The organism is Bdellovibrio svalbardensis (genome assembly GCF_029531655.1).
GTDB lineage: Bacteria > Bdellovibrionota > Bdellovibrionia > Bdellovibrionales > Bdellovibrionaceae > Bdellovibrio > Bdellovibrio svalbardensis.
In genome coordinates this window covers 1008132-1027890 of sequence record NZ_JANRMI010000001.1, presented here as the reverse complement: position 1 = coordinate 1027890, position 19759 = coordinate 1008132, and the positions used below count along the sequence as shown (strand labels likewise).

Sequence of the window (19759 nt, the reverse complement as noted above, 5' to 3'; positions counted from 1 at the left end):
TCCTCCTTGTTGGTGTATAAGCGTCGTTGCTTATACACCACGGAGTAAGCAAAAGGTCTGCCAACGTTAGAATGTCAAATGATTGTCCGCCGCACTGACTTTCACAGTGTCACCTGACTTCACTTTTCCCGCGATCAATTCTTTGGAGAGAGGGTTTAGCAACTCCGTCTGGATGACACGTTTCAACGGACGCGCACCATAAATTGGGTCGTAACCTTTCTTCGCCAAGAATTCGATCGCCTTGTTGTCAAAGTCGATGGCGATCTTCTTCGCTCTCAATCTTTGCGCCACAAGATCCAACTGCACCTTCACAATGCCCGCAATTTGATTTTCGCCCAAAGAGTTGAAGATCACTGTTTCATCAATACGATTCAAGAACTCTGGACGGAAATGATTTCTCAAAGCATCCAGAACCGCTGAACGTTTTTGTTCTTCGCTCATGTTGAGATCCAAAATCGCTTGCGAACCCACATTTGAAGTCATAATCAACACGGTGTTTTTAAAATCCACAGTGCGCCCCTGACCATCTGTCAGTCTGCCGTCATCCAAGACTTGCAATAAAATATTGAAAACATCAGGATGCGCCTTCTCAATTTCATCCAAAAGGACCACGCTGTAAGGACGGCGACGAACAGACTCCGTCAGCTGGCCGCCCTCTTCATAACCCACATATCCCGGAGGAGCTCCGACCAAGCGAGACACCGCATGTTTCTCCATGTACTCACTCATATCGATGCGTACTACGGCTTGCTCATCGTCGAAGAGAAACTCTGCCAAGGCCTTCACAGTTTCGGTTTTACCAACCCCTGTTGGACCCAAGAAAATAAAGCTTCCAATAGGACGATTTGGGTCCGAGATTTCGGCACGAGCCCGACGAATCGCATCTGCCACGATTTCCAAGGCATGATTTTGTCCAACCACACGTTTTTGCAATTGCTCTTCCATCTTAAGAAGCTTTTGCGTGTCACTTTCCAACATTTTACTGACTGGAATACGTGTCCACTTCGCGACGACTTCCGCGATATCCTCTGGGCCGACTTCCTCTTTCAGCATACGGCTTTCAGAAGAGGTCTTTTGCTCTTTGCTACGATCTTCCATGGCCTTTAGTTTGCGCTCGGTTTCAGGAAGCTTGCCGTATTTCAACTCAGCCGCCTTGCCTAAATCCCCCTCGCGTTCCGCTTTGGAAATAGCCACCTTAAGATCTTCGATATCAGCTTTTAATTTTTTAATTTGTGAAATGCCGCCTTTTTCAAACTCCCACTTTTCGCGAACAAGTTGATTCTTGGCGGTTAATTCAGAAATTTCTTTATCAATGACGGACAATCGATCCTTCGACGCCTCATCCTTTTCTTTCTTCATCGCCTCTTTTTCAATACGAAGCTGCATCAATTCTCTTTCGATCTTGTCAATCTCCTCAGGAACTGAGCGAGTTTCAATACCGAGTTTGCTGGCGGCCTCATCGACCAAGTCGATCGCTTTGTCCGGCAAGAAGCGGTTGGTAATATAGCGACGAGAAAGCTTCACAGCCGCGACCAGGGCAGAGTCAGTTATACGAATTCCATGATGGACTTCGTATTTTTCCTTCAACCCACGCAAGATCGTAATCGCATCCTCTTCGTTCGGCTCCTCGACCATCACGGTCTGGAAACGACGTTCAAGGGCCGCATCTTTTTCAATATATTTACGATACTCATCCAAAGTCGTCGCCCCGATACAGCGAAGTTCGCCGCGCGCCAAGGCAGGCTTTAGCAATTGCCCGGCATCCATGGCACCTTCGGTTTTTCCAGCGCCGACCAAAGTATGAAGTTCATCAATGAACAAGATGATCTGTCCATCGCTTGAAGTGACTTCTTTAATTACAGCCTTCAAACGGTCTTCAAATTCGCCGCGATACTTCGCTCCGGCAACCAAAGCCCCCATATCCAAGGCCATTAATTTTTTGCCAACCAAGTTATCTGGAACATCATGCTTTAAAATTCTTAGAGCCAAGCCTTCGGCAATGGCAGTTTTACCAACTCCAGGCTCCCCTATAAGGACCGGATTGTTTTTAGTACGACGAGACAATACCTGAACCACACGACGGATTTCTTCATCACGTCCAATGACAGGATCAAGTTTTCCTTCCGCAGCCAATGCTGTCAGATCTTTCGCATATTTACGCAAAACTTCGTATTTATTTTCAGGATCATCATCAGTGACTTTTTGATTGCCACGCATTTCCGTCAAAGCGGTTTTTACTTTATCAGTGTTAATGTTGAATTTTTTAAAGAGTGCTGAGATTTCCGCATCCCCAGACTTCAACATCCCCAAAAAGAAATGTTCAGTCGAGATGTAAGCATCCCCCCACTCGGCCGCCTCTTTTTCAGCGGCGGTAAAGATCTTTTCCAAACGGGGGCTGGCGAATTGCTTTTGACCTCCACCCGACATTTGCGGAAAACGATCCACCTTCTTGCGAAGGTCACCCAGGAAATCGGCTTGCGGAACTGTCAATTTGTCCAACAGGCGCGGGACGATCCCTTCAGACTGCTGCACCAGTTCCAAAAGAAGATGTTCAGGCTCGACAGAGGGATTGCCTTTACGCTCAGCCAATTTAGCCGCCGCCTGCATGGCCTCCTGGCTTTTTCGCGTCATTTTTTCAATATCATTTGCCATAGTTCCTCCAGCCGATTACATCAGGCTGATACCGAGCTAATGCTGGGCATTAGCCTGCTTCATTCTTAACCTAAGGATGAGTCTTAATCCGGTATTGTCAACATGAGGAACTAAACAAATGTCCCAGCAACCTAACAAGATCCCTAAAGGCATCGTCAACCCAAAATCCAAAGGCAAATCCCAGCCACGCCTGCACGCGTCCATGCGTAAGGACACGGTGAAGGCCTCTGACTTTTTGAAGTATGACATGCGTTCGTCTTGCGAGGACTGCAGCCATTTTGATCCTGAAAAAATCGTCTGCACTATTGGTTACAACCCGGCTCTTCATCTTAAGGCCGAGCAAACTCATCAATACTTCCTTTCTGGCAACATGGCCTTCTGTCGATTCATCGAAATTGACTAATCTTCCGTCTAGATAAAATTCATTTCTCTCATCCTACGTCCTGATTCCTCGATCTACCCTTTGGCTAGTATTGTATAAAACAAACAAAACAAGCCTGACGTCCTGTCAAGACTACGCCCTAAATCCCGATCTAATTCACATAAAGATTCACTCAGAAGGAGTCAAAGAGAGAAGGTCACTCTCTTTGCTAACACCGAAAGGAGGGCCTTCAAGGATGACTTAAAACGAACAATAGATTGTTCATACTTGGTAAATACAGAGCGAGGATGATCCTCGAAGAATGAAAACCAAGAGGTAGTTGAAAGACGCCAAGGCCTAAATAAAAAAACTAAGCACGGACTCGGATGTCAGTGCTCGGCTAGCGGAAGTAGGTTTCGCCAAGCCAAAAAACAAATCAGGGAAGGATATAGAAAATGAAAAATAAATATTAACGGAGGAATTTAAAATGGGAATGAGAGTATCAACAAACGTATCAGCACTTAATGCACAAAGAAACTTGGTTGGTTCACAAAGAGCAATCAACGATTCAATGGCGAAACTAGCATCTGGCAGCCGTATCAATAAAGCTGCGGACGATGCTGCAGGTTTGGCAATTTCTGAAAGCTTCAAAGCACAGATTCGTTCTGCGACTCAAGCTCAAAGAAATGCTAATGACGGTATCTCGATGGTTCAAACTGCTGAAGGTGGCTTGAATGAAATCGGTAACATCGTTGTTCGTCTAAGAGAATTGGGCATCCAAGCTGCTTCTGATACTGTTGGTGAAACAGAGCGTGGCATGTTGAATAAAGAGGTGACACAGTTGAAATCTGAAGTTCAACGTATCGCTAACGTAACAACATGGGGAACTACTAAGTTGTTGGATGGATCATCTCCAAAATTCGACTTCCAAGTAGGTATCCGTAACAACGCTGAAGAAGATCGTATCTCTTTCAACGCTTCTGAGAACGTTGCAACTTTGGACGCTCTAGGAATCGCGGGAATTGACTTCTCTTCTAAAGAAGGTGCTCAAGATGCATTGGCGAAATTGGATGCTGCTCAAACATCAGTATCTGGTACTCGTGCAAACCTGGGTGCTCTTCAAAACAGATTGACTTCAACTGTAGACAACTTGGGTGTTGCTACTGAGAATATGTCAGCTGCTAACAGCCGTATCCGTGACACTGACGTTGCTTCAGCATCTTCTGAGATGACTCGTAACAACATCTTGCTCCAAGCTGGTACTTCAACTTTGGCGCAAGCGAACCAATCTAATCAATTGGCTCTTAAGTTGATCGGTTAATTTTAAGTAGAATGTTTACTCTGAGAAATCGGAGAGCAAACGAGCCCGGTGAGGAAACTCACCGGGTTTTTTATTTTTTCTGTTCAAAGTTTTTCCACCACCCCGCTACCGGGGAAAATCCGCCAAAAAAGTGTAGAACTTATTTACCAATAATTTCAAATATTTAGCTCAAGAGCGGCGGGAATTCTACCGAAATAATAGACATTGGTGGAGGTATCCAATGAATTTCGCAAGAGCAGCTCAAATGATTGCAACCCTTGGTGCGCTTTCGCTTTTAGCGGCTTGTAGCGGCGGCGGTTTTCAATCTTTGTCTTCTGTCGCGGATAATTCCGGTCAGTCTACAGGTGGCACCAACGATGGCCAAAGCACACCGACTCCGGCCCCGACTCCCAGTGCCTATGACAAATTGGATATGGAAGGTTATGTTTCCGGCGGCGCCTATGACAGCAACTTCGCTGTTAAATTAGATAAAGAAAACGATGCTCTGATCGTCAACCTCCCCATCCCTGCGGGTCCATTCAGCAACATCTATGTGGACGTTCCGAACTTAAAGGGCGCGAAAATCAAAACATATTATGATGCTAACAATAAACCCCAGGTGGCCATCAGCGTTCCGCTAAAGCATGTGCTGCGAGGAGTTAGCACTCTTCCCTCTTCAAAGCTTCCGAATGGTAATGCGTTGCCAGCGATGCCAAGTGGCGAAGCCCCTTCCCTGGCCTTCGGTCTGAATGCGAATTCAGAGAACAAGGTTTACCTCTATATTGGCGTCAATGCGGTCGGCCTATACATCGAAAACTCCTACATTCCACAATATATAGGGATAACTCTGCCCATCAAAAACAAGGCACAGACCAAAATTTTGGGTTACTTCACAATTGTCCCAAAATCGGGCAACTTCAGTGGCGGTCTTTTCACATCCTTTCCACTTCCTAACGATATTGCCAAAATCATCGATGACCACTTGAGTGGGATCATCCACTAGGCCACCGTTTTTCATTCGAGTTTTTGATTTGCCAGCCCTCTTAGATCTCGCTAGTCTAAGAGGGCATTTACTTTGAACCGACTTATTTCAGGAGCACATCATGGCAAAGAAAAAAGCTAAACCAGCAAAAAAAGCAGTAAAAAAAGCAGCTAAACCTGCTAAGAAAGCTGCCCCAAAAGCAGCTAAAAAATCTGTAAAAAAAGCAGCTAAACCTGCTAAAAAAGCAGCACCAAAAAAAGCTGCTAAACCAGCAAAAAAAGCGGCTCCTAAAAAAGCAGCTAAAGCTGTAAAAAAAGCCGCGCCTAAAAAAGCTGCGAAGCCTGCTAAGAAAGCTGCTCCTAAAAAAGCCGCTGCAAAGAAAGCAGCTCCGAAGAAGGCCGCTCCTAAAAAGGCAGCTAAAGTAGCTACTGCAGCTGCTGGTGGTGCGATCGCTGCTGAAGTGATCAAACCTGCAATTGAAGATATCACTTCTGATTTCGACGAAGAAAACGATCTCGACAGCATGGTTGATATCGAAGAAGAAGAAGTTGAAACTGACTGGGAAGCTGAAGACGACGAAGACAGCGACCTAGAAGATGATGAAGATGAGTCTGCTTTGGACGATCTTGATGAAGACGACGAAGAGGAAGAAGACAAAATCGGAAGTGCTAAAACTAGCAATAAATCTTCTGATGACGATGAAGACGAAGAAGATGATGAAGATGACGACTTCGGCGATGACGAAGGTTACTTCTAAGCTGCTACGCACATAGCAAATAAAAAAGGGAGTCTTTGACTCCCTTTTTTATTATCATCACCTCATGTACAAACATCTCTACAAACGTTTTCTTGAGGCCAACCCGACCCAACTACACTTCGCCAGTCACAGCCATCATTACTGGCCGGATGTCACACGTGAAGCGCAACTTCAGTATTGGGATGATTCTGCCACACACGTTGATAATAAGTGGGGATATTTGTTCGGAACGAAGGTTCCACTTGCGCAAAAACTTATCTCTGAAAATTTAAACCTTTCTAAACCATCGCAAATCATTTTCGCACCGAATACCCACGAGTTTGTATTTCGTTTGATGAGCTCGCTGGATTGGACGAATAAGATTTCTATTCTGACAACTGATTCAGAGTTCTATAGCTTCGACCGCCAAGTGAACCGTTTGGCAGAACTGGCACAATTCGAAGTGGTGAAAGTTCCAGTCGCCCCTTTTGATACGTTTCACGAACGCTTTGAAACAGAGCTCAAATCACGCGAATGGAATATGGTTTTCTTAAGCCATGTTTTCTTTAACTCGGCCCTGGTTGCAGACTTCCATCGTCTTGTGAAAAGCGCACCCGCAGATTCAATCTTCGTTGTCGACGGCTACCATGGTTTTATGGCTGTCCCGACAGACCTGAGCTCTGTAGAGGATCGTTTGTTCTATCTTGCTGGCTCTTACAAATACGCCCAAGGGGGCGAAGGTGCTTGCTTCCTGCATGTCCCATCATCAGTCAGACACCGTCCCTTCTATACGGGCTGGTTTGCGGAGCTGTCTCATTTGTCCAGCGTCGGCAATCAAGTGCCTTACCCTGCAGATGGCATGCAGTACTCCGGAAGTACGATGGACTTCACCCCCGTCTATCGACTGATCGCCACTCTTGAGCTTTTCAAAAAAGAAAACCTTACGGTGGGAAAGATCCACGCATGGGTCCAACAGAATCAAAAATACTTCCTGGATGAACTCGCAAAGAAAAACCATCCACTGATCAACAGAGAATCTTTGATCGCGGCTGACCTCAATCACCACGGCCACTTCCTCACCTTTGATCTGCCGTCAACAGAAGCGACACAAAGCCTGGTCAACGAAATGAAGTCAAAAGGCCTGCACACCGACTCCCGCGGCACAAGACTCCGCTTCGGCTTCGGCCTCTACCAAGACAAAACCCAAATCCAAAAAGCCGTCGAGCTTCTTGCTGGGTGCTGATGGACCACCAATAATGTCGGCTGGGTAACCTTCATATGTTAGTTACCCAAATGCTTACCCTAACTTGGTGGACCTAAAAACGGGGTAAGGCTCAAGGTTCACTTGCGGCGCCGGTGTCGCATTGCTTCTTCGGTTGTTGGCAGAAAAAACTAACGCCTAAAAAGAAAAACCCACAATTCGTCAGAATTGTGGGTGATATCAAGATCATCTCCGAACATTTTTGCCTTTTAGAAGTTAGGCAAGTCTACGATCACTCCGCCGCCACTTTCCGCTGGATCTTGCGGAGCCGGCTGTGGTGCCGGTGGAGGAGTCGTCGGCTTCGTCGGCGCCGGAGCTGGAGCTGGATTCGAAGGCTGAGGTGCTGGTTGCGGCACCGGAGTCGTCCCTACCCCACCCGGTTGTGGCGCGGGCTTCGTCGGAACTGGAGTTGTACCAACGCCGTTGTTATTCTTCTTCGTTTCGTTCGCTTTACGTTTTGCCTCTTCAGCAGCTTGTTTTGCAGCGGCTTCTTTACGACGGCGCTCTTCTTCGATACGACGCTGCTCTTGCTGACGACGAATTTCTGCTTGTCTACGTAATTCAGGGTCATGCTTTTCACGGCATAATTGTACTGCTGCAGAACCAGAGATTCCGGTTCTTCTCACTTCTTCAACTGTACAGCTTGTCACCTGAACATTGATATTGCTATTACAGACGTCCTCTAGAGTCTGTCCGTCTCTAACACCATTCTTTGAGAGAGCATTGATACAGCTACCAAATTCTAAGTTTCTTGCTCGAGCACAATATTGACCTACATATTCCATGTTATTTTGGCCAAACGACTTTCTTAAAACCTTAGAACAGCTCACGAACAAATCAACGTCTTGGCTTCTAGATGTTTGCGGAATGTATGCACAGGCCAGGGCCGCGCTGTCGATAGCCGTATCTTGAGCAACACCTTCAAAACTTCTAGCGTCATCAATTCGGGGGATTATTGTCTCAGTAACACGAACCACACACTCTTGATATGTCCAATCAACTCGCACCTCACAGGCGTCCTCGGTCGTAGATAACTCTGCATTCACCCGTCTAAAGAGTTCCCCCGAGCATTTTTGAATAATTGGCGAAAGCTCTTTCTCAGGTGAAGGCTGAGAACTATTGGTTTTCACGACAGAACCATCGGCCTTAATAACTGTCGCCGCAACAGCGCTACTCGCACCCATCAAAACCAACAATGAAATAGAAAAAATCTGCTTTTTCATACATTTCCTCAGTGAAGACTATTCGAGGAAGTCGTAGCAGGTTGCATGCCTACCGCCTGGGCGATTATTAGCTATTTGAGGTGTTTAAAGATGAGACACTTGCCTAAATTTGGCCGACGAAAAAGCGGCTTCTCGGCATATTAGTTTGCCTTTAGCCCAAGAGACTGAGCTCGTTCGGCAAAGGGCTCAGCCTCTTCGACAGAAAGGCGACCAAGCCTATTTTCGATGAGGCCTTTCATATAACTCAAGAGAGGCATTCCTCCTGCAATTCGTGAATCAATATACGGTTCATTGCGGCCCCCTGGTGGTGGCGGAGCGGGCAGCTCTAGACGTGTAGATGGAGCTAATAGAATCTCACTGCGCGCAACTAACAATGCTTCATATGAATTCAGCACGTCTACAACATTGCTCTGTTGGATAAAGTCTTCAATTCTATATTGGTTAATATTACAGCTTCTCTCCTTACAAACCCGATCTATCGCTGATATTGTCTTCTTGCTTACGTTCGTAAGAGCAAAAAAAAGAATCTCATTAAGGTGAACGTCGAAAGCCTCTCCATCTGGCTTCAAATATCGCATCACTGCATAACCAAAATCATCTGGGTTTGCAGTTTCAATTAAAAAAGTTTGAAACAAATTATTTTCGCCACACACCTTCTGCGTAGGAGGAATAAAATGAGTATCCATGAACCCAATTAACTCACGAATATCACCCGTATTACAAATATCCGTGGCTTGTCCCAAAAGCTTCCTAACAGCCCCAGTAATCACAAATGCATATTCCCGACGAGGAACGGCTCCTAGAGCTACACCGCTTGGAAACAAATAGCCCTTAAGAAAGGGCGACAGTCCCGCCTTCAACAGATCTCTGAAGAAGTCATAGCGATCATTCTGCAATGCAATTTCTGCTAGAGAAAGTCCATTCTCCGTCAAAGAATTAATCTCATTTTTTGAAAGCTTATTTACTACTGAATAAAAGAGAATGCTGTCGTTCTTCTTAATTGCCACTATTGTTTTATCAAAATTTGATAACTTATAATCCTGAAGAATAATGTCTGTATTATACCCAATAGATTCCTCTTTTTTGTCTTTATCATGTTTTGAAAAAGAACAACCCGCCATTACAAGCATTAAAACCAGCACTAGGGATTTTTTCATAAACGCTCCGATTGGCCCAGGGAAATCTCAAAAAAAAGGCCCAGCGGGGGGAAGAGAGAAAACCCCGCTGAGCCTAGCTAGTAACTTATGGAAGAAGGACTACTTCATCGGTTTAGAGTGAACCGCGAATTTTTCGAACTCGCCGTACTCATGAAGTTTGTTATACAAAGTCTTGATGGTGATACCCAAGTTGTTAGCCGCTTGAGTTTTGTTACCACCAAAGTGCGCCAAAGCTTTAAGGATGTAGCGCTTTTCCAAATCGTGCAAAGTCATTGCAGGATCGTAGTCGATAGCGTCCTTCTGAGTCTCAGGGTTTCTGATATTCTCAGGAACGTCATTCAACATGATCATGTGACCGTCAGACAAGATCTGCAATCTTTCACACACGTTTTGAAGTTCACGGATATTTCCTGGCCACTCGTACTTCATCAAAGCTTTCATCGCGTCTTCAGATACTGTACGACCGCGATTCAAGTAAGCGTGTTGCGAGTTATTCAAGAAATGGTTCACAAGTGCAGGGATGTCCTCTTTACGACGGCGCAAAGGCGGAGCACTTACTACGATTGTGTTGATGCGATAGAAAAGGTCCTCACGGAAGTTACCGCGTGAAACTTCTTGATCCAATTCTCTGTTAGTCGCACAGATCAAACGGATATCCACTTTGATAGGGTCTTTTCCACCAACACGGAACATCTCGCCTTCCTGGATGAAGCGAAGAAGTTTAGATTGGATCGCTGGATCCAATTCACCGATTTCGTCCAAGAACAAAGTTCCACCGTTAGCCGCTTCTGCCAAACCGATTTTGCGGTTGTAAGCGCCAGTGAAAGATCCTTTTTCATGACCGAACAATTCTGACTCAAGAAGAGTTTCACGAAGAGCACCGCAGTTGATTGCGATGAAAGGTTTATTCTTACGACCAGAACGTTCATGGATAGAACGAGCGATCAACTCTTTACCTGTACCTGATTCACCAAGCACCAGGATGTTTGCTTGAGAAGGAGCTACGCGGTCGATCATCTTCATCATGCTGCCCATCACTTCAGACTGATAGACAATGGTCTTGTTTTCCATAACCTTAGAAGTTGTGTTTGTATTCCACATCACTTGGTTAGCATTCTGAGAAGCAGGAAGGATTGTTGAGTTGTTATCGTTCATCGGGGTCCACCTTTCGGTAACGGTCTGCAATTTAAAAAACCTTTTAGCGATGTCTCAGTTTGATTATCTCATCCTGATACACTGCGGCAACGCATTGAGTTATAACCAAGGTCGTGTAGGTTTTGCAATAAAAATTTTGCATGGCGTTAGATTTTTTTTATGCCCATGGGGTCCGTTTAACGAGTTTTGAGGCTTATGAGTAAGGCTTTTTATCTTAACGAAAACATAGATAAATACCTGAAATACATGACTTTTATTAGGTCAGCCTCCCCCCTTACAATCAAGCACTACACCCTCGATTTACAGCAAGCCTTTGAACTCGATAAAAATTCACGTTCAGCCAAGAATTCTTGGACCGAGCCCGAACTACTAACATCTGTTCGATTGGCCTTTAACCGTTGGGCGCAGCTTTCTTTGGCCTCAAGAAACCGCAAGGCAGCCACTCTGAAGAGCTTCTTTTCCTGGGCCTTTGACCAGGAACTCACCGAGAGAGATCTCTCTATGCAGGTCACTTGCCCGAAGGTTCCGAAGAAGATCCCGCACTTCCTGAGTGTGGATGAAGCCCTCGCAGTTCTAAAAACCTTCGAAGAAAAAAACGAAATTCCTCTGCGCGAGAAAGTCCTGTTCCTGCTTCTTTATGGTGGAGGACTGCGCGTGAGCGAGGCTTGCAACTTGAAGTGGTCCGATGTGCATGTCTCGCAAAAAGTTTTACGCGTGATGGGAAAAGGCTCGAAAGAGCGAGTGATTGCTTTGCCTTCAATGACCATCGCCGTCTTGCAGAGATGGAAAAAAGAAAGCGGCTTTAATGAGTTCGTCTTCGGTGAGACTCCACTGGTTCAAAGAACTGCTTACGAGATGGTGAAGCAAAGTGGAATTCGTGCGGGCCTTCTCAAGCCTCTGCATCCTCATGCCTTGAGGCACAGCTTTGCGACTCATCTGCTATCAAGCGGAGCGAACCTTCGCACGTTGCAAGAACTGCTGGGCCACGAAAGCCTGCAGGCGACCGAGAAGTACACTCACTTGGGAATTGATCAGCTAGCGAGAACCATGGAAAAGCTGCATCCCTTGGGTAAGGGCAAATAGTTTTCAGTTCTCTGTCACAAAGAAGCCGTTACTCCCCTAGTAGTTGTATACGCGCCATTCATTATATAAGTTGAAGGCCCAACCTACAGGAAGATCAATATGAAACAGATCAAGAGTTTCTTTGTCATCGCAGTTTCTGCCGTGCTGGTTTTGCTCACCATAGGAACGACGGCATTGGCTAAAGAAAACCTGAAAGTTGTTCCTAATCAAAGAGTCTGCATGGTCACCAACATGGTATTTCCTCGCGATCAAATTCCTGTAGCTCACGGTGGAAAGACTTATTATGGTTGCTGCCAAAACTGCAAACAGACCTTAGCGCAAGATGCCTCAGCACGCACAGCTCAGGATCCCGTAACTAAGAGAATCGTCGACAAAGCCACGGCAGTTATCGCCGCCCGAGAAGATGGCTCTGTGATCTATTTTGAAAGCCAAGCCAGTCTTCAGAAATATCAGACCCGCGGAAAATGAGCGGCCCGGAATCCGGACAGATCGTCCCAAGTCTCGGACTGAATTCTCAAAACATGGAAGAAAATGACTGTAGTCTAATACATTGGACTACAGCCTCAAGAAACCAGGCACCGAATTAGCTTTATGGGTTCTCCATCAAAGGAGATCTCATGAAGACCAAATCAATCATACTTATTGTTCCCGCAGTTTTACTAACCGTAAACGCATACGCTGCTAAACAAGTTTTAGCTCCCCTACCAAAAAATTTCCCACAAACCCCATCTAACATCTACGAGCCCATTCCCGATCTCGCGGAGTTTATTCTTCCCGCAAATACCCAAGCCGCGGAGATTCGTCAGGGAGCTCGCTTCTTCTCTTTGGCTCTTCAAGCATGGAATCCCTCGCTTAATCCGAACGATGTTGAAAGAATCATTAATCGCCATATTGAGAACCAAGGACTTATGAAGGGCCTTATCGAGCCCGCCTTGGCGCTTATTGATACCTCTTATGCTGCGGGAAAACCTGAGTTCGGCAACATGATGAACCCCATGCTAAAACGATTAGCCGCACCACTGGCTGAAGGCCTGCACCGTCAATATGGCCTGCCTTTGGAATTCACCGGAAGAAATTTCGAAAGCGTTATGAAACTCAATGACAGAGACATTCTATCTTCCATGCAGAAGATGCTTGGTGACGAATTCAAAAGGAATCAACCACAACCACTGGCCATCAATGACAATTCAGATTTCATGGCCCAAGCCATACTTGGGAAGAGTTCATTCTTAGGATTCGCGAGTCGCAATCTTTATCCAAATCAAATGCGCAATGGTGATGAGGGGGCTGCTGAGCCACAAGGATTTCAACCAAAGAAAGACTTTCGCAGCACACCACAACAAATGCGCAACAATGAAGAAACTCCTAAAAAAGGTTTTACCGGAAAACAAGATTGGACCTCAACACCGCGCTCTTCGAATGAAGATCGCGAAGAACGCCCGAAAGGTTTGTTCTCGAAACTAGATCTGGTTTCCATGAGTGGCCAATGTATTGCAAGATGCATAGATAGCACTTTTACCATAGCAGCGAGCGGGGCTGGAATTGGATTTGTTTTAGGGCAGCAAATTGGGGCCGTGGCCGGAGTTATAATTGGGACGATTGGAGGAGGATATGTTTGCTCTCAAAGCAATGAATGCAAGGGTACAGAACCAAAGAAGCAAGAACCGCCAAAAAATGAACCCAAGCCCGCTGAAACACCAAAGGACAACCCGCCGAAAACAACAGAGCCCAATGAGCCTCCCGTCCCAAAAGAAAATAATGATACTGACCCAGCTCCGAAAACATCAGATTCTGGAACTCCCGCGGCGCCGAAAGAGCCCGACACCAACGATGACGACTCTGACGACAACTTGGATGGCGAATCTGAAAATGAGATCAAGGTTTTTACGAACTTCTTGGAAGACCGAAAAGCTCCCGGGTTTAATCTCGAGCAAAAGAAAAAAGACTTTAAGAATATTTCGACACCAATGAAAGGGACTTAAAATGAAGAACAAACAGTTGATTTTGAAGCCTTGGACAATTTATGCATTTTTCGGAAGTATTTTCTTCTTTCCTTCATCCGCCATTCCCTCAGTATTCAGCGTCGCACTGATTTTCGCCCTGGGCACTTTAGAGAAATGGAGTGAGATCCGAAAAAGTAGCACTTCACAAAAAACAAAATATCTAGCTCAAGTGATTGTCATTCTTGTGCTGATTATTGGGAATCTTCGCTACGGTTTCTCAAACTCGATGATTGCGCAAGCCTTAAGCTACTTTCACTTGATCTAATTCATCGCACGCGAAAGGGGCGGTCACCCGCCCCTTCCTAAATTCACCGCTAAGAAAGAAAACTACTGCCAGAGGGCTGATGCGGCCGTCGATGGCGCCGACTTATTACCACTCGAGTCTACTGCCACAATTTGATAAGTGTAAGTAACTCCACGAGTGAGGTTATTGTCGTTGTAGCTCAAATAAGAAGTCTCACCAATCTTCACACCGTTGCGATAAATCAGATACTTTTGCACCGCCACGTTATCTGTAGATGCAGACCAGCCAAGGGCTACCCGGGCAGATTTCCCCCCACGGAGATAAACCAAAGAGGCCTTAAGATTCGTCGGTGCCGTCGGCGCGAGTGTATCCGCTGGCGGTGCCACAGGTGCATTGCCGGCTCTCAACGTGGATGAGTTGGCATCAACATAGGCCGGAACTCCTGAAGCAGAAAGCAAGATGTTGCCTTGGACCGGATCCACGATATTGAAGTTGTAAGTAGATAAAGCACTGCCCGCAGTAGAGTCTTTCTCAACCAGATAGAAATACTGGCTGTTAACATCAGATCCTGCCAAAGAAGAAATATCAAAGAAGAAGGAGCCCTGCTTTTCAACGGATGTTCCATCAAAGGCCCAAGATCCTCCATTGTTCACAAAGGCAAACGGAGACCAGTAAGTTGAAGGCTGCGTGGTCGTATTTGCAGAAGAACCAAATTGCAAAGACATTTGAGCGCGCAGGGCATGAGACATGTTGACCTCAGCAATCAATTTCGGCGTATAAGCAACGTAAGTTGAGAAATAAACATTCCCACTCTGGGCGAATTGAACTCTTCCCGTTGGCGCGAAATTGGGAACCGTGGACGTGGCTCTGAAGGCATCATATGAGACCCAAATGTACCCCTGATTTCCCCAAGTTGAACCAAAGGAATTGGCAATTTTAAATGCTCCCACTTCCTGAGGGTCTACCACACCATTGTTGTTGATATCCGTCCAGATGTTATCGTCATAGCCAACAATAGTAATGGCGTGTCCTGCCACGGACCCATTGAGATGAGAAACAATGTTTTGTCCAACAAAGGGGTTAGACCCCACAAGCGGATTGGTCTGCACCTTTCTATACACCCAGCTGTTCACATAGGTTCCTGCGACTACAACGTGACCGTTGGCGAGCATTTGTTTTAAAGAGGCCATACCCGCATCCGTGTTGACAGTAAGGTAGCTGTTGGGGCGCATGCGAGAGTTGATGGCATTTTTCCAATGCAGGGAGTTCATGCTCCAAGCAAGATAATTTGTATCGTATGGAAATTCAGAGTTGAGCGCGGCACCATGCTTTTCCAGGACAGCGAAAGCGTTCGAAAAAAAAGAACCGTTGTCGCCGCCGCCATTTATAAGATTGTAAGTCCACTTCGGCGAGTAAATGCGCTGTCCATAGTTTTTATTATCGCACCCCAAAGTCAAACAGACCTCGTGGCTCATCATGTAGTAAGTCGTTGCAAACGCCACGCAAGAGCCAAGGCCCCCTTGGTTGGCAATCGGTGGGAAGGACACCATCGCAGAATTGTCGACTTGGGCAGGCGCACTGCCAAGTGCCGTGCCGGTGACCATTCCAGTTGAAGTAGCACCGAGAGTTTGATCGGTTTCAAACTCTGGCAGAGAAAGATCTGCCGAAACAGGAGATTCTCCGCGCTGACTTCGTTCTTTATTCACACGCTCCAGGCCGAGCCGGTTCGTGTGCACCTTCTTTACTTTTTTTGTGTGAAGTTTTTTATCTTCTTCACCCGTCATCTCTTTAAGACCGGGACGGAAAGGGACTGTACTCTGTGCAAAACTGTGAGAAACGTTCAACAGGAGGGTCAGAGTAAATGCGGCTCTGACGGGCTTTAAATAATTTCTCATTTCATGTTCTCCAGTTGGTTAGTTGTGTATTCTAACACTACGGACGAAGAGAACTAGAGCCTTAAGGTCCAGATCAAAATATATATGAATATGAGGCAATGTCTTCGGAAAATGATAAGGAACTTGGCATTATCCTGAAGTTTCAGTCAGATGACGACTCGAGCTAAATCATCGCATGTTGAAGGTAGTGACGAACCATTATTTCAACGTTATGCAATTCTTCATCTACCAACTGGCGTTGATTCAACAGTGTGTTCGATTCACTTAAATTTGTTCGCAAAAAAGGTGTCATCCACGGTTCGGCGTCGATAACGCCTTGTTGAAGCATGAAGCGCAGATAGAAATGCATCTTCAAAACCAGAACGTCTTTGGTGGTTTCGGTCGCCTTCAAAGTATGACCGAGAAGATTGAACAAGAAATCAGAATGCTGATCGCCCTCTTGGCTGACCTTGCTGACACATTCCAAAACATGCAGGGCGAATTCCAATTTGTCATAATCCTGACGGATACCGGCGAAATCGTTAATCAAAGTCGCCTCTTGAAGGACGTTGAGTTTTCCCTCGTCGCTGGCTGCCTTATAAGTCAAAGTCACGAAGTGGGACGGCTCAAGCACTCCCCCGCCGAAACGCTTCTTACTTCTTAAAGCTCCACGCGCGATGAATGAAAGCTTTTCGCCGTTAACGGACAAGGCGTGAAGAATCAAATCGGCCTCGCCGTATTTCATTTTTCTTAGAATGATGAAGCGATCTTTGCCCTGACTCACAGACTCCAACTTTGCTGTTGCTTTATCTCTTCATACGAAGATATCAGCAACTTGGCAAAGTCTTTTGTATTCAATAGATCCGGTCCAATCACAAGAAGGCCACGGAGCAGCTCCTGGGACGGCTCTGGTTCCCACCAATGGCGAAACATCTTGGTTCCTGACCAATAGCACATATTCGTGCTGCTCATTTTTTGCCAGCCCTCGTCAGAGGAAAGGCCCAATTTTTTAAACAAACTTTCGGCGAGCGCTTCCGCACTGACGTCTTTGAAGATACAAACAGAACGATCGTACAATCGTGTTGCCTCTGGCTTAAAATACAACTCAGCACTTTGGGAAATCTCTTTTTCAAACTGAGTCACCAACGCAGGGTTAACACTTTTTTCAGCACGCGCATTTTGCAGCTCTTGTAGAAACTCCTCTTTATCCCACGCCATATTTTCAACCACCATCGCTGGCGATCTGAAGCGCTCCCCTAGAATAGCCACCGCCGCATTTGCTGAGAATGAACAAAGGCGGACTGTGTAAGGGCGAATTTCAACAGATTCAGAAAAGTGCCGAGCATGAGAAATGCGGAAAGAGAAAATACGCTTTTCATTCAGCAAACGATCCAACTCATCGGCAAAGGGATACAACTCCCCCGTGACTGGATGATCCTCGGCAAACATCACAAAGCAGGTTTCTTTTTTAAGTCCCTCCACCCACTCTTTGACATCGTTCATCTGTGTATGTGAGCGCACGTTCACTTCGTAAGTTTCTTTGTAATAATAAGGAAGAAGATTTTCAAATACAGGTGTTTGCCCTTTGATCACACCAATGGCGCGTTTGTGAGCCATAAAGTGAGCAGTGCCTTGTGAGATCTCATAGATAGCCTGCGCGAGGCCTCGATATGCACGGGCGCGAACTTTAGGTTCAAGACCTAAATAGGTTTTTACAGAGTCATTTACTTCGTCCCACGCCTCAGGTCGCAACACATCGATGAGCATTCAATAAAAGTATCAGCTTTTTGTCGAAAAAGGCGTCAGACTTTAGTCTGAATTTGAGACCTGATTTGTAGGATCACATCGCCAGTAATAGAATAGATCCATATTGCTAGGAGTGCGTTGATGAAAAAGATATTTGCCTTGATTGCTATTGTGACCTCTACCGTGGCTGGACTTCCTCAAGAAGCGAAAGCTCTGGTTGATTTGCGTTTGAATTATGGTCTGCTCGGCAGCAATACAGATCTAGGTCCTCTATGTCCAACTTGTGGAGGCTCTGTCCCCAGCATTGTTCCCACTTATGGATTGGGCGCTGATGTGGTTGTCAGTCTTCCTATCCCGCTGGTTCCCAACTTTGGTTTGCGCTACGAAGACATGGGGCTCACTGCCAGCGGAAGCGGTGTGGATATCAAAGAAAAATACACGCGCACTTCTTTGTTGTTGAGCTATCACATCATCGACACCCTTATTTATTTGGGACCCATTGTTACTTACGGTCTTTCTCACTCTGTCAGCCTAAAAGCGACAGAAAATGGAACAGTCAAATCAGATTTCGGTGGTGGCACTCAGACAAGCTACAGCATTGGTCTTGAAGGGGGAACTCATCTCGCAGGTGTGATCGTTGGCGGTGAGATCGGCTATATGGATTTTCGCTGGAAAAATGCAGTTGATTCGACAGGCAATGTTTCGACGCAAGATATTAACATGAGTGGAACTTACCTAAAAATCGCAGTGGGTTATTCATTTTAATGAATTGAAATTAAGTATCGAAAAAACAACACCTCTGATAAGCTTTTAGTCAGAGGTGCAAATGACCGAAAAAAGAATTGCCCAAAAAAGAATTGAATGGCCAGTGGCTCTATTCCTCATTATCAATCCACTGGCGACACTTATTCTTATGCCGATCTACTTCTATTTCTACGGCTTTGAATGGGATATCGCTTTATTCGCTCTCATCTTCGCAGCGGCAACCAACTTGAGTATTACAGCGGGCTACCACCGTTTGTTCTCTCACAAAAGCTATGACGCTCATCCCGTGGCAAAAGCTTTGTTCTTGCTCATTGGGGCCTCAGGCTTCCAAGGCTCTGCGCTCAAGTGGGGATCTGACCACAGACGCCACCACTCGCATATCGACAGCGAGAAGGACCCTTACAACATCAATGAGGGCTTCTGGTATGCGCACATGGGATGGTTGTTCTTCAAAGACTCCGTAGACCAAAAAATCCAGGCTCCAGATCTTGAAAAAGATTGGATGGTGAAATTCCAGCACGACTACTACCTTCCGCTTTCAATCTTGATGGGCTTTGGCTTGCCGACATTGATTGGCTGGATGATGGGCTCCCCGCTAGGTGGCTTTGTCATCGGCGGTGGATTGCGCATTGCCCTGACTCAGCAAAGTACTTTCTTCGTGAATTCACTTTGCCATACCTTGGGCAAACAAACTTACTCTAAAGAGATCTCAGCTCGTGACTCATGGTTTGTTGCGGTTTTGACTCACGGTGAGGGTTACCATAACTTCCATCATAAGTTCCAAATCGACTATCGCAATGGGATCAAGTGGTACCACTGGGATCCGACTAAATGGGTGATCAAAACTTTGAATCTAGTCGGTCTTGCAACTAAGCTTCGTCAGATCTCAAACGTTGAGATCTTGAAAGCACGCTTACAAGCGGAAGCTTCTGAGATGAAAAAGCATGGCTTTGCGGAAGATCAACTTGCAGCCATGAGAGAAAAAATCATCGAAGCACAGAACAAGATGAAAAAACTGCGTGAAGATTACGAACAGTTCAAAAGAGATGCCGTTCGTAAGCGCGAAGAGTTGAAAGATGCCTATGACCTTAAGCTTGCGGAAATCAAACGTGATCTTGAAGTGGCACACTTGGAATTCCAAATGGGCATGAAGCTTTGGCAGCTCCACAGAAAATCAGTGAAATTTTAGTCTTATTTCTACATATCTAAAAAAACAA

The 19759-nt window shown here is 45.9% G+C and carries 18 protein-coding genes; 11 read left to right on the top strand and 7 right to left on the bottom strand.

The features are described 5' to 3' along the window. Positions 1-66: 66 nt before the first annotated feature. Positions 67-2652: an ATP-dependent chaperone ClpB gene (clpB, locus tag NWE73_RS04840; RefSeq protein WP_277577155.1), complete on the bottom strand. Its 2586-nt coding sequence runs from the start codon at positions 2650-2652 to the stop codon at positions 67-69. 118 nt (positions 2653-2770) lie between these two features. Between clpB and NWE73_RS04835 the strand changes: the two genes are divergently transcribed. From NWE73_RS04835 to NWE73_RS04815, 5 genes are all read left to right on the top strand, one after another. After that, positions 2771-3055: a hypothetical protein gene (locus NWE73_RS04835; RefSeq protein ID WP_277577154.1), complete on the top strand. Its 285-nt coding sequence runs from the start codon at positions 2771-2773 to the stop codon at positions 3053-3055. A gap of 445 nt (positions 3056-3500) precedes the next feature. Beyond that, entirely contained in the window at positions 3501-4334 is an 834-nt protein-coding gene (locus NWE73_RS04830; RefSeq protein WP_277577153.1) for a flagellin N-terminal helical domain-containing protein, read from the top strand. Between the two features lie 220 nt (positions 4335-4554). Then, complete coding sequence (locus tag NWE73_RS04825) at positions 4555-5316, top strand: hypothetical protein (protein WP_277577152.1); 762 nt, start codon at positions 4555-4557, stop codon at positions 5314-5316. A 100-nt stretch (positions 5317-5416) separates the two neighbouring features. Next, complete coding sequence (locus tag NWE73_RS04820; RefSeq protein WP_277577151.1) at positions 5417-6052, top strand: hypothetical protein; 636 nt, start codon at positions 5417-5419, stop codon at positions 6050-6052. Between the two features lie 64 nt (positions 6053-6116). After that, positions 6117-7274, top strand: a complete 1158-nt coding sequence (locus NWE73_RS04815) for a selenocysteine lyase (RefSeq protein WP_277577150.1) — start codon at positions 6117-6119, stop codon at positions 7272-7274. 227 nt (positions 7275-7501) lie between these two features. On the opposite strand, the gene NWE73_RS04810 is transcribed toward NWE73_RS04815, so the two are convergent. From NWE73_RS04810 to NWE73_RS04800, 3 genes are all read right to left on the bottom strand, one after another. Continuing rightward, entirely contained in the window at positions 7502-8515 is a 1014-nt protein-coding gene (locus NWE73_RS04810; protein ID WP_277577149.1) for a hypothetical protein, read from the bottom strand. Positions 8516-8655: 140 nt separating this feature from the next. Further along, positions 8656-9672: a hypothetical protein gene (locus tag NWE73_RS04805; RefSeq protein ID WP_277577148.1), complete on the bottom strand. Its 1017-nt coding sequence runs from the start codon at positions 9670-9672 to the stop codon at positions 8656-8658. A gap of 99 nt (positions 9673-9771) precedes the next feature. After that, a complete protein-coding gene (locus tag NWE73_RS04800) occupies positions 9772-10827 on the bottom strand; it encodes a sigma-54 interaction domain-containing protein (RefSeq protein WP_277577147.1) in 1056 nt (351 codons plus the stop codon). A 195-nt stretch (positions 10828-11022) separates the two neighbouring features. Here NWE73_RS04800 and NWE73_RS04795 point away from each other — a divergent pair, with 195 nt between their 5' ends. From NWE73_RS04795 to NWE73_RS04780, 4 genes are all read left to right on the top strand, one after another. Further along, positions 11023-11910 (top strand): tyrosine-type recombinase/integrase, encoded by an 888-nt coding sequence (locus tag NWE73_RS04795; RefSeq protein ID WP_277577146.1) that lies wholly within the window; start codon positions 11023-11025, stop codon positions 11908-11910. A gap of 99 nt (positions 11911-12009) precedes the next feature. Then, a complete protein-coding gene (locus NWE73_RS04790) occupies positions 12010-12378 on the top strand; it encodes a TRASH domain-containing protein (protein WP_277577145.1) in 369 nt (122 codons plus the stop codon). 149 nt (positions 12379-12527) lie between these two features. Beyond that, the gene (locus NWE73_RS04785) at positions 12528-13892 is read left to right on the top strand and encodes a hypothetical protein (RefSeq protein ID WP_277577144.1); all 1365 of its coding nucleotides are present in this window, start codon (positions 12528-12530) and stop codon (positions 13890-13892) included. A gap of 1 nt (position 13893) precedes the next feature. Beyond that, the gene (locus NWE73_RS04780; protein ID WP_277577143.1) at positions 13894-14178 is read left to right on the top strand and encodes a hypothetical protein; all 285 of its coding nucleotides are present in this window, start codon (positions 13894-13896) and stop codon (positions 14176-14178) included. A 62-nt stretch (positions 14179-14240) separates the two neighbouring features. Here the strand turns inward: NWE73_RS04780 and NWE73_RS04775 are convergent, their stop codons facing one another. The 3 genes from NWE73_RS04775 to NWE73_RS04765 all read right to left on the bottom strand — a co-directional run bounded on the left by NWE73_RS04775 (position 14241) and on the right by NWE73_RS04765 (position 17798). Continuing rightward, the gene (locus NWE73_RS04775; RefSeq protein ID WP_277577142.1) at positions 14241-16052 is read right to left on the bottom strand and encodes a C1 family peptidase; all 1812 of its coding nucleotides are present in this window, start codon (positions 16050-16052) and stop codon (positions 14241-14243) included. 163 nt (positions 16053-16215) lie between these two features. Further along, on the bottom strand, positions 16216-16815 hold the full coding sequence (gene recO / locus NWE73_RS04770) for a DNA repair protein RecO (protein ID WP_277577141.1): 600 nt from the start codon (positions 16813-16815) through the stop codon (positions 16216-16218). Next, positions 16812-17798 carry a hypothetical protein gene (locus tag NWE73_RS04765; protein ID WP_277577140.1) on the bottom strand — a complete coding sequence of 329 codons (987 nt, stop codon included), beginning with the start codon at positions 17796-17798 and terminating at the stop codon, positions 16812-16814. Before NWE73_RS04765 ends, recO begins: the two co-directional genes overlap by 4 nt. 120 nt (positions 17799-17918) lie before the next feature. Here NWE73_RS04765 and NWE73_RS04760 point away from each other — a divergent pair, with 120 nt between their 5' ends. Next, the gene (locus NWE73_RS04760) at positions 17919-18542 is read left to right on the top strand and encodes a hypothetical protein (RefSeq protein WP_277577139.1); all 624 of its coding nucleotides are present in this window, start codon (positions 17919-17921) and stop codon (positions 18540-18542) included. Positions 18543-18603: 61 nt separating this feature from the next. Continuing rightward, positions 18604-19731: a fatty acid desaturase gene (locus tag NWE73_RS04755; RefSeq protein ID WP_277577138.1), complete on the top strand. Its 1128-nt coding sequence runs from the start codon at positions 18604-18606 to the stop codon at positions 19729-19731. Positions 19732-19759 lie beyond the last annotated feature (28 nt).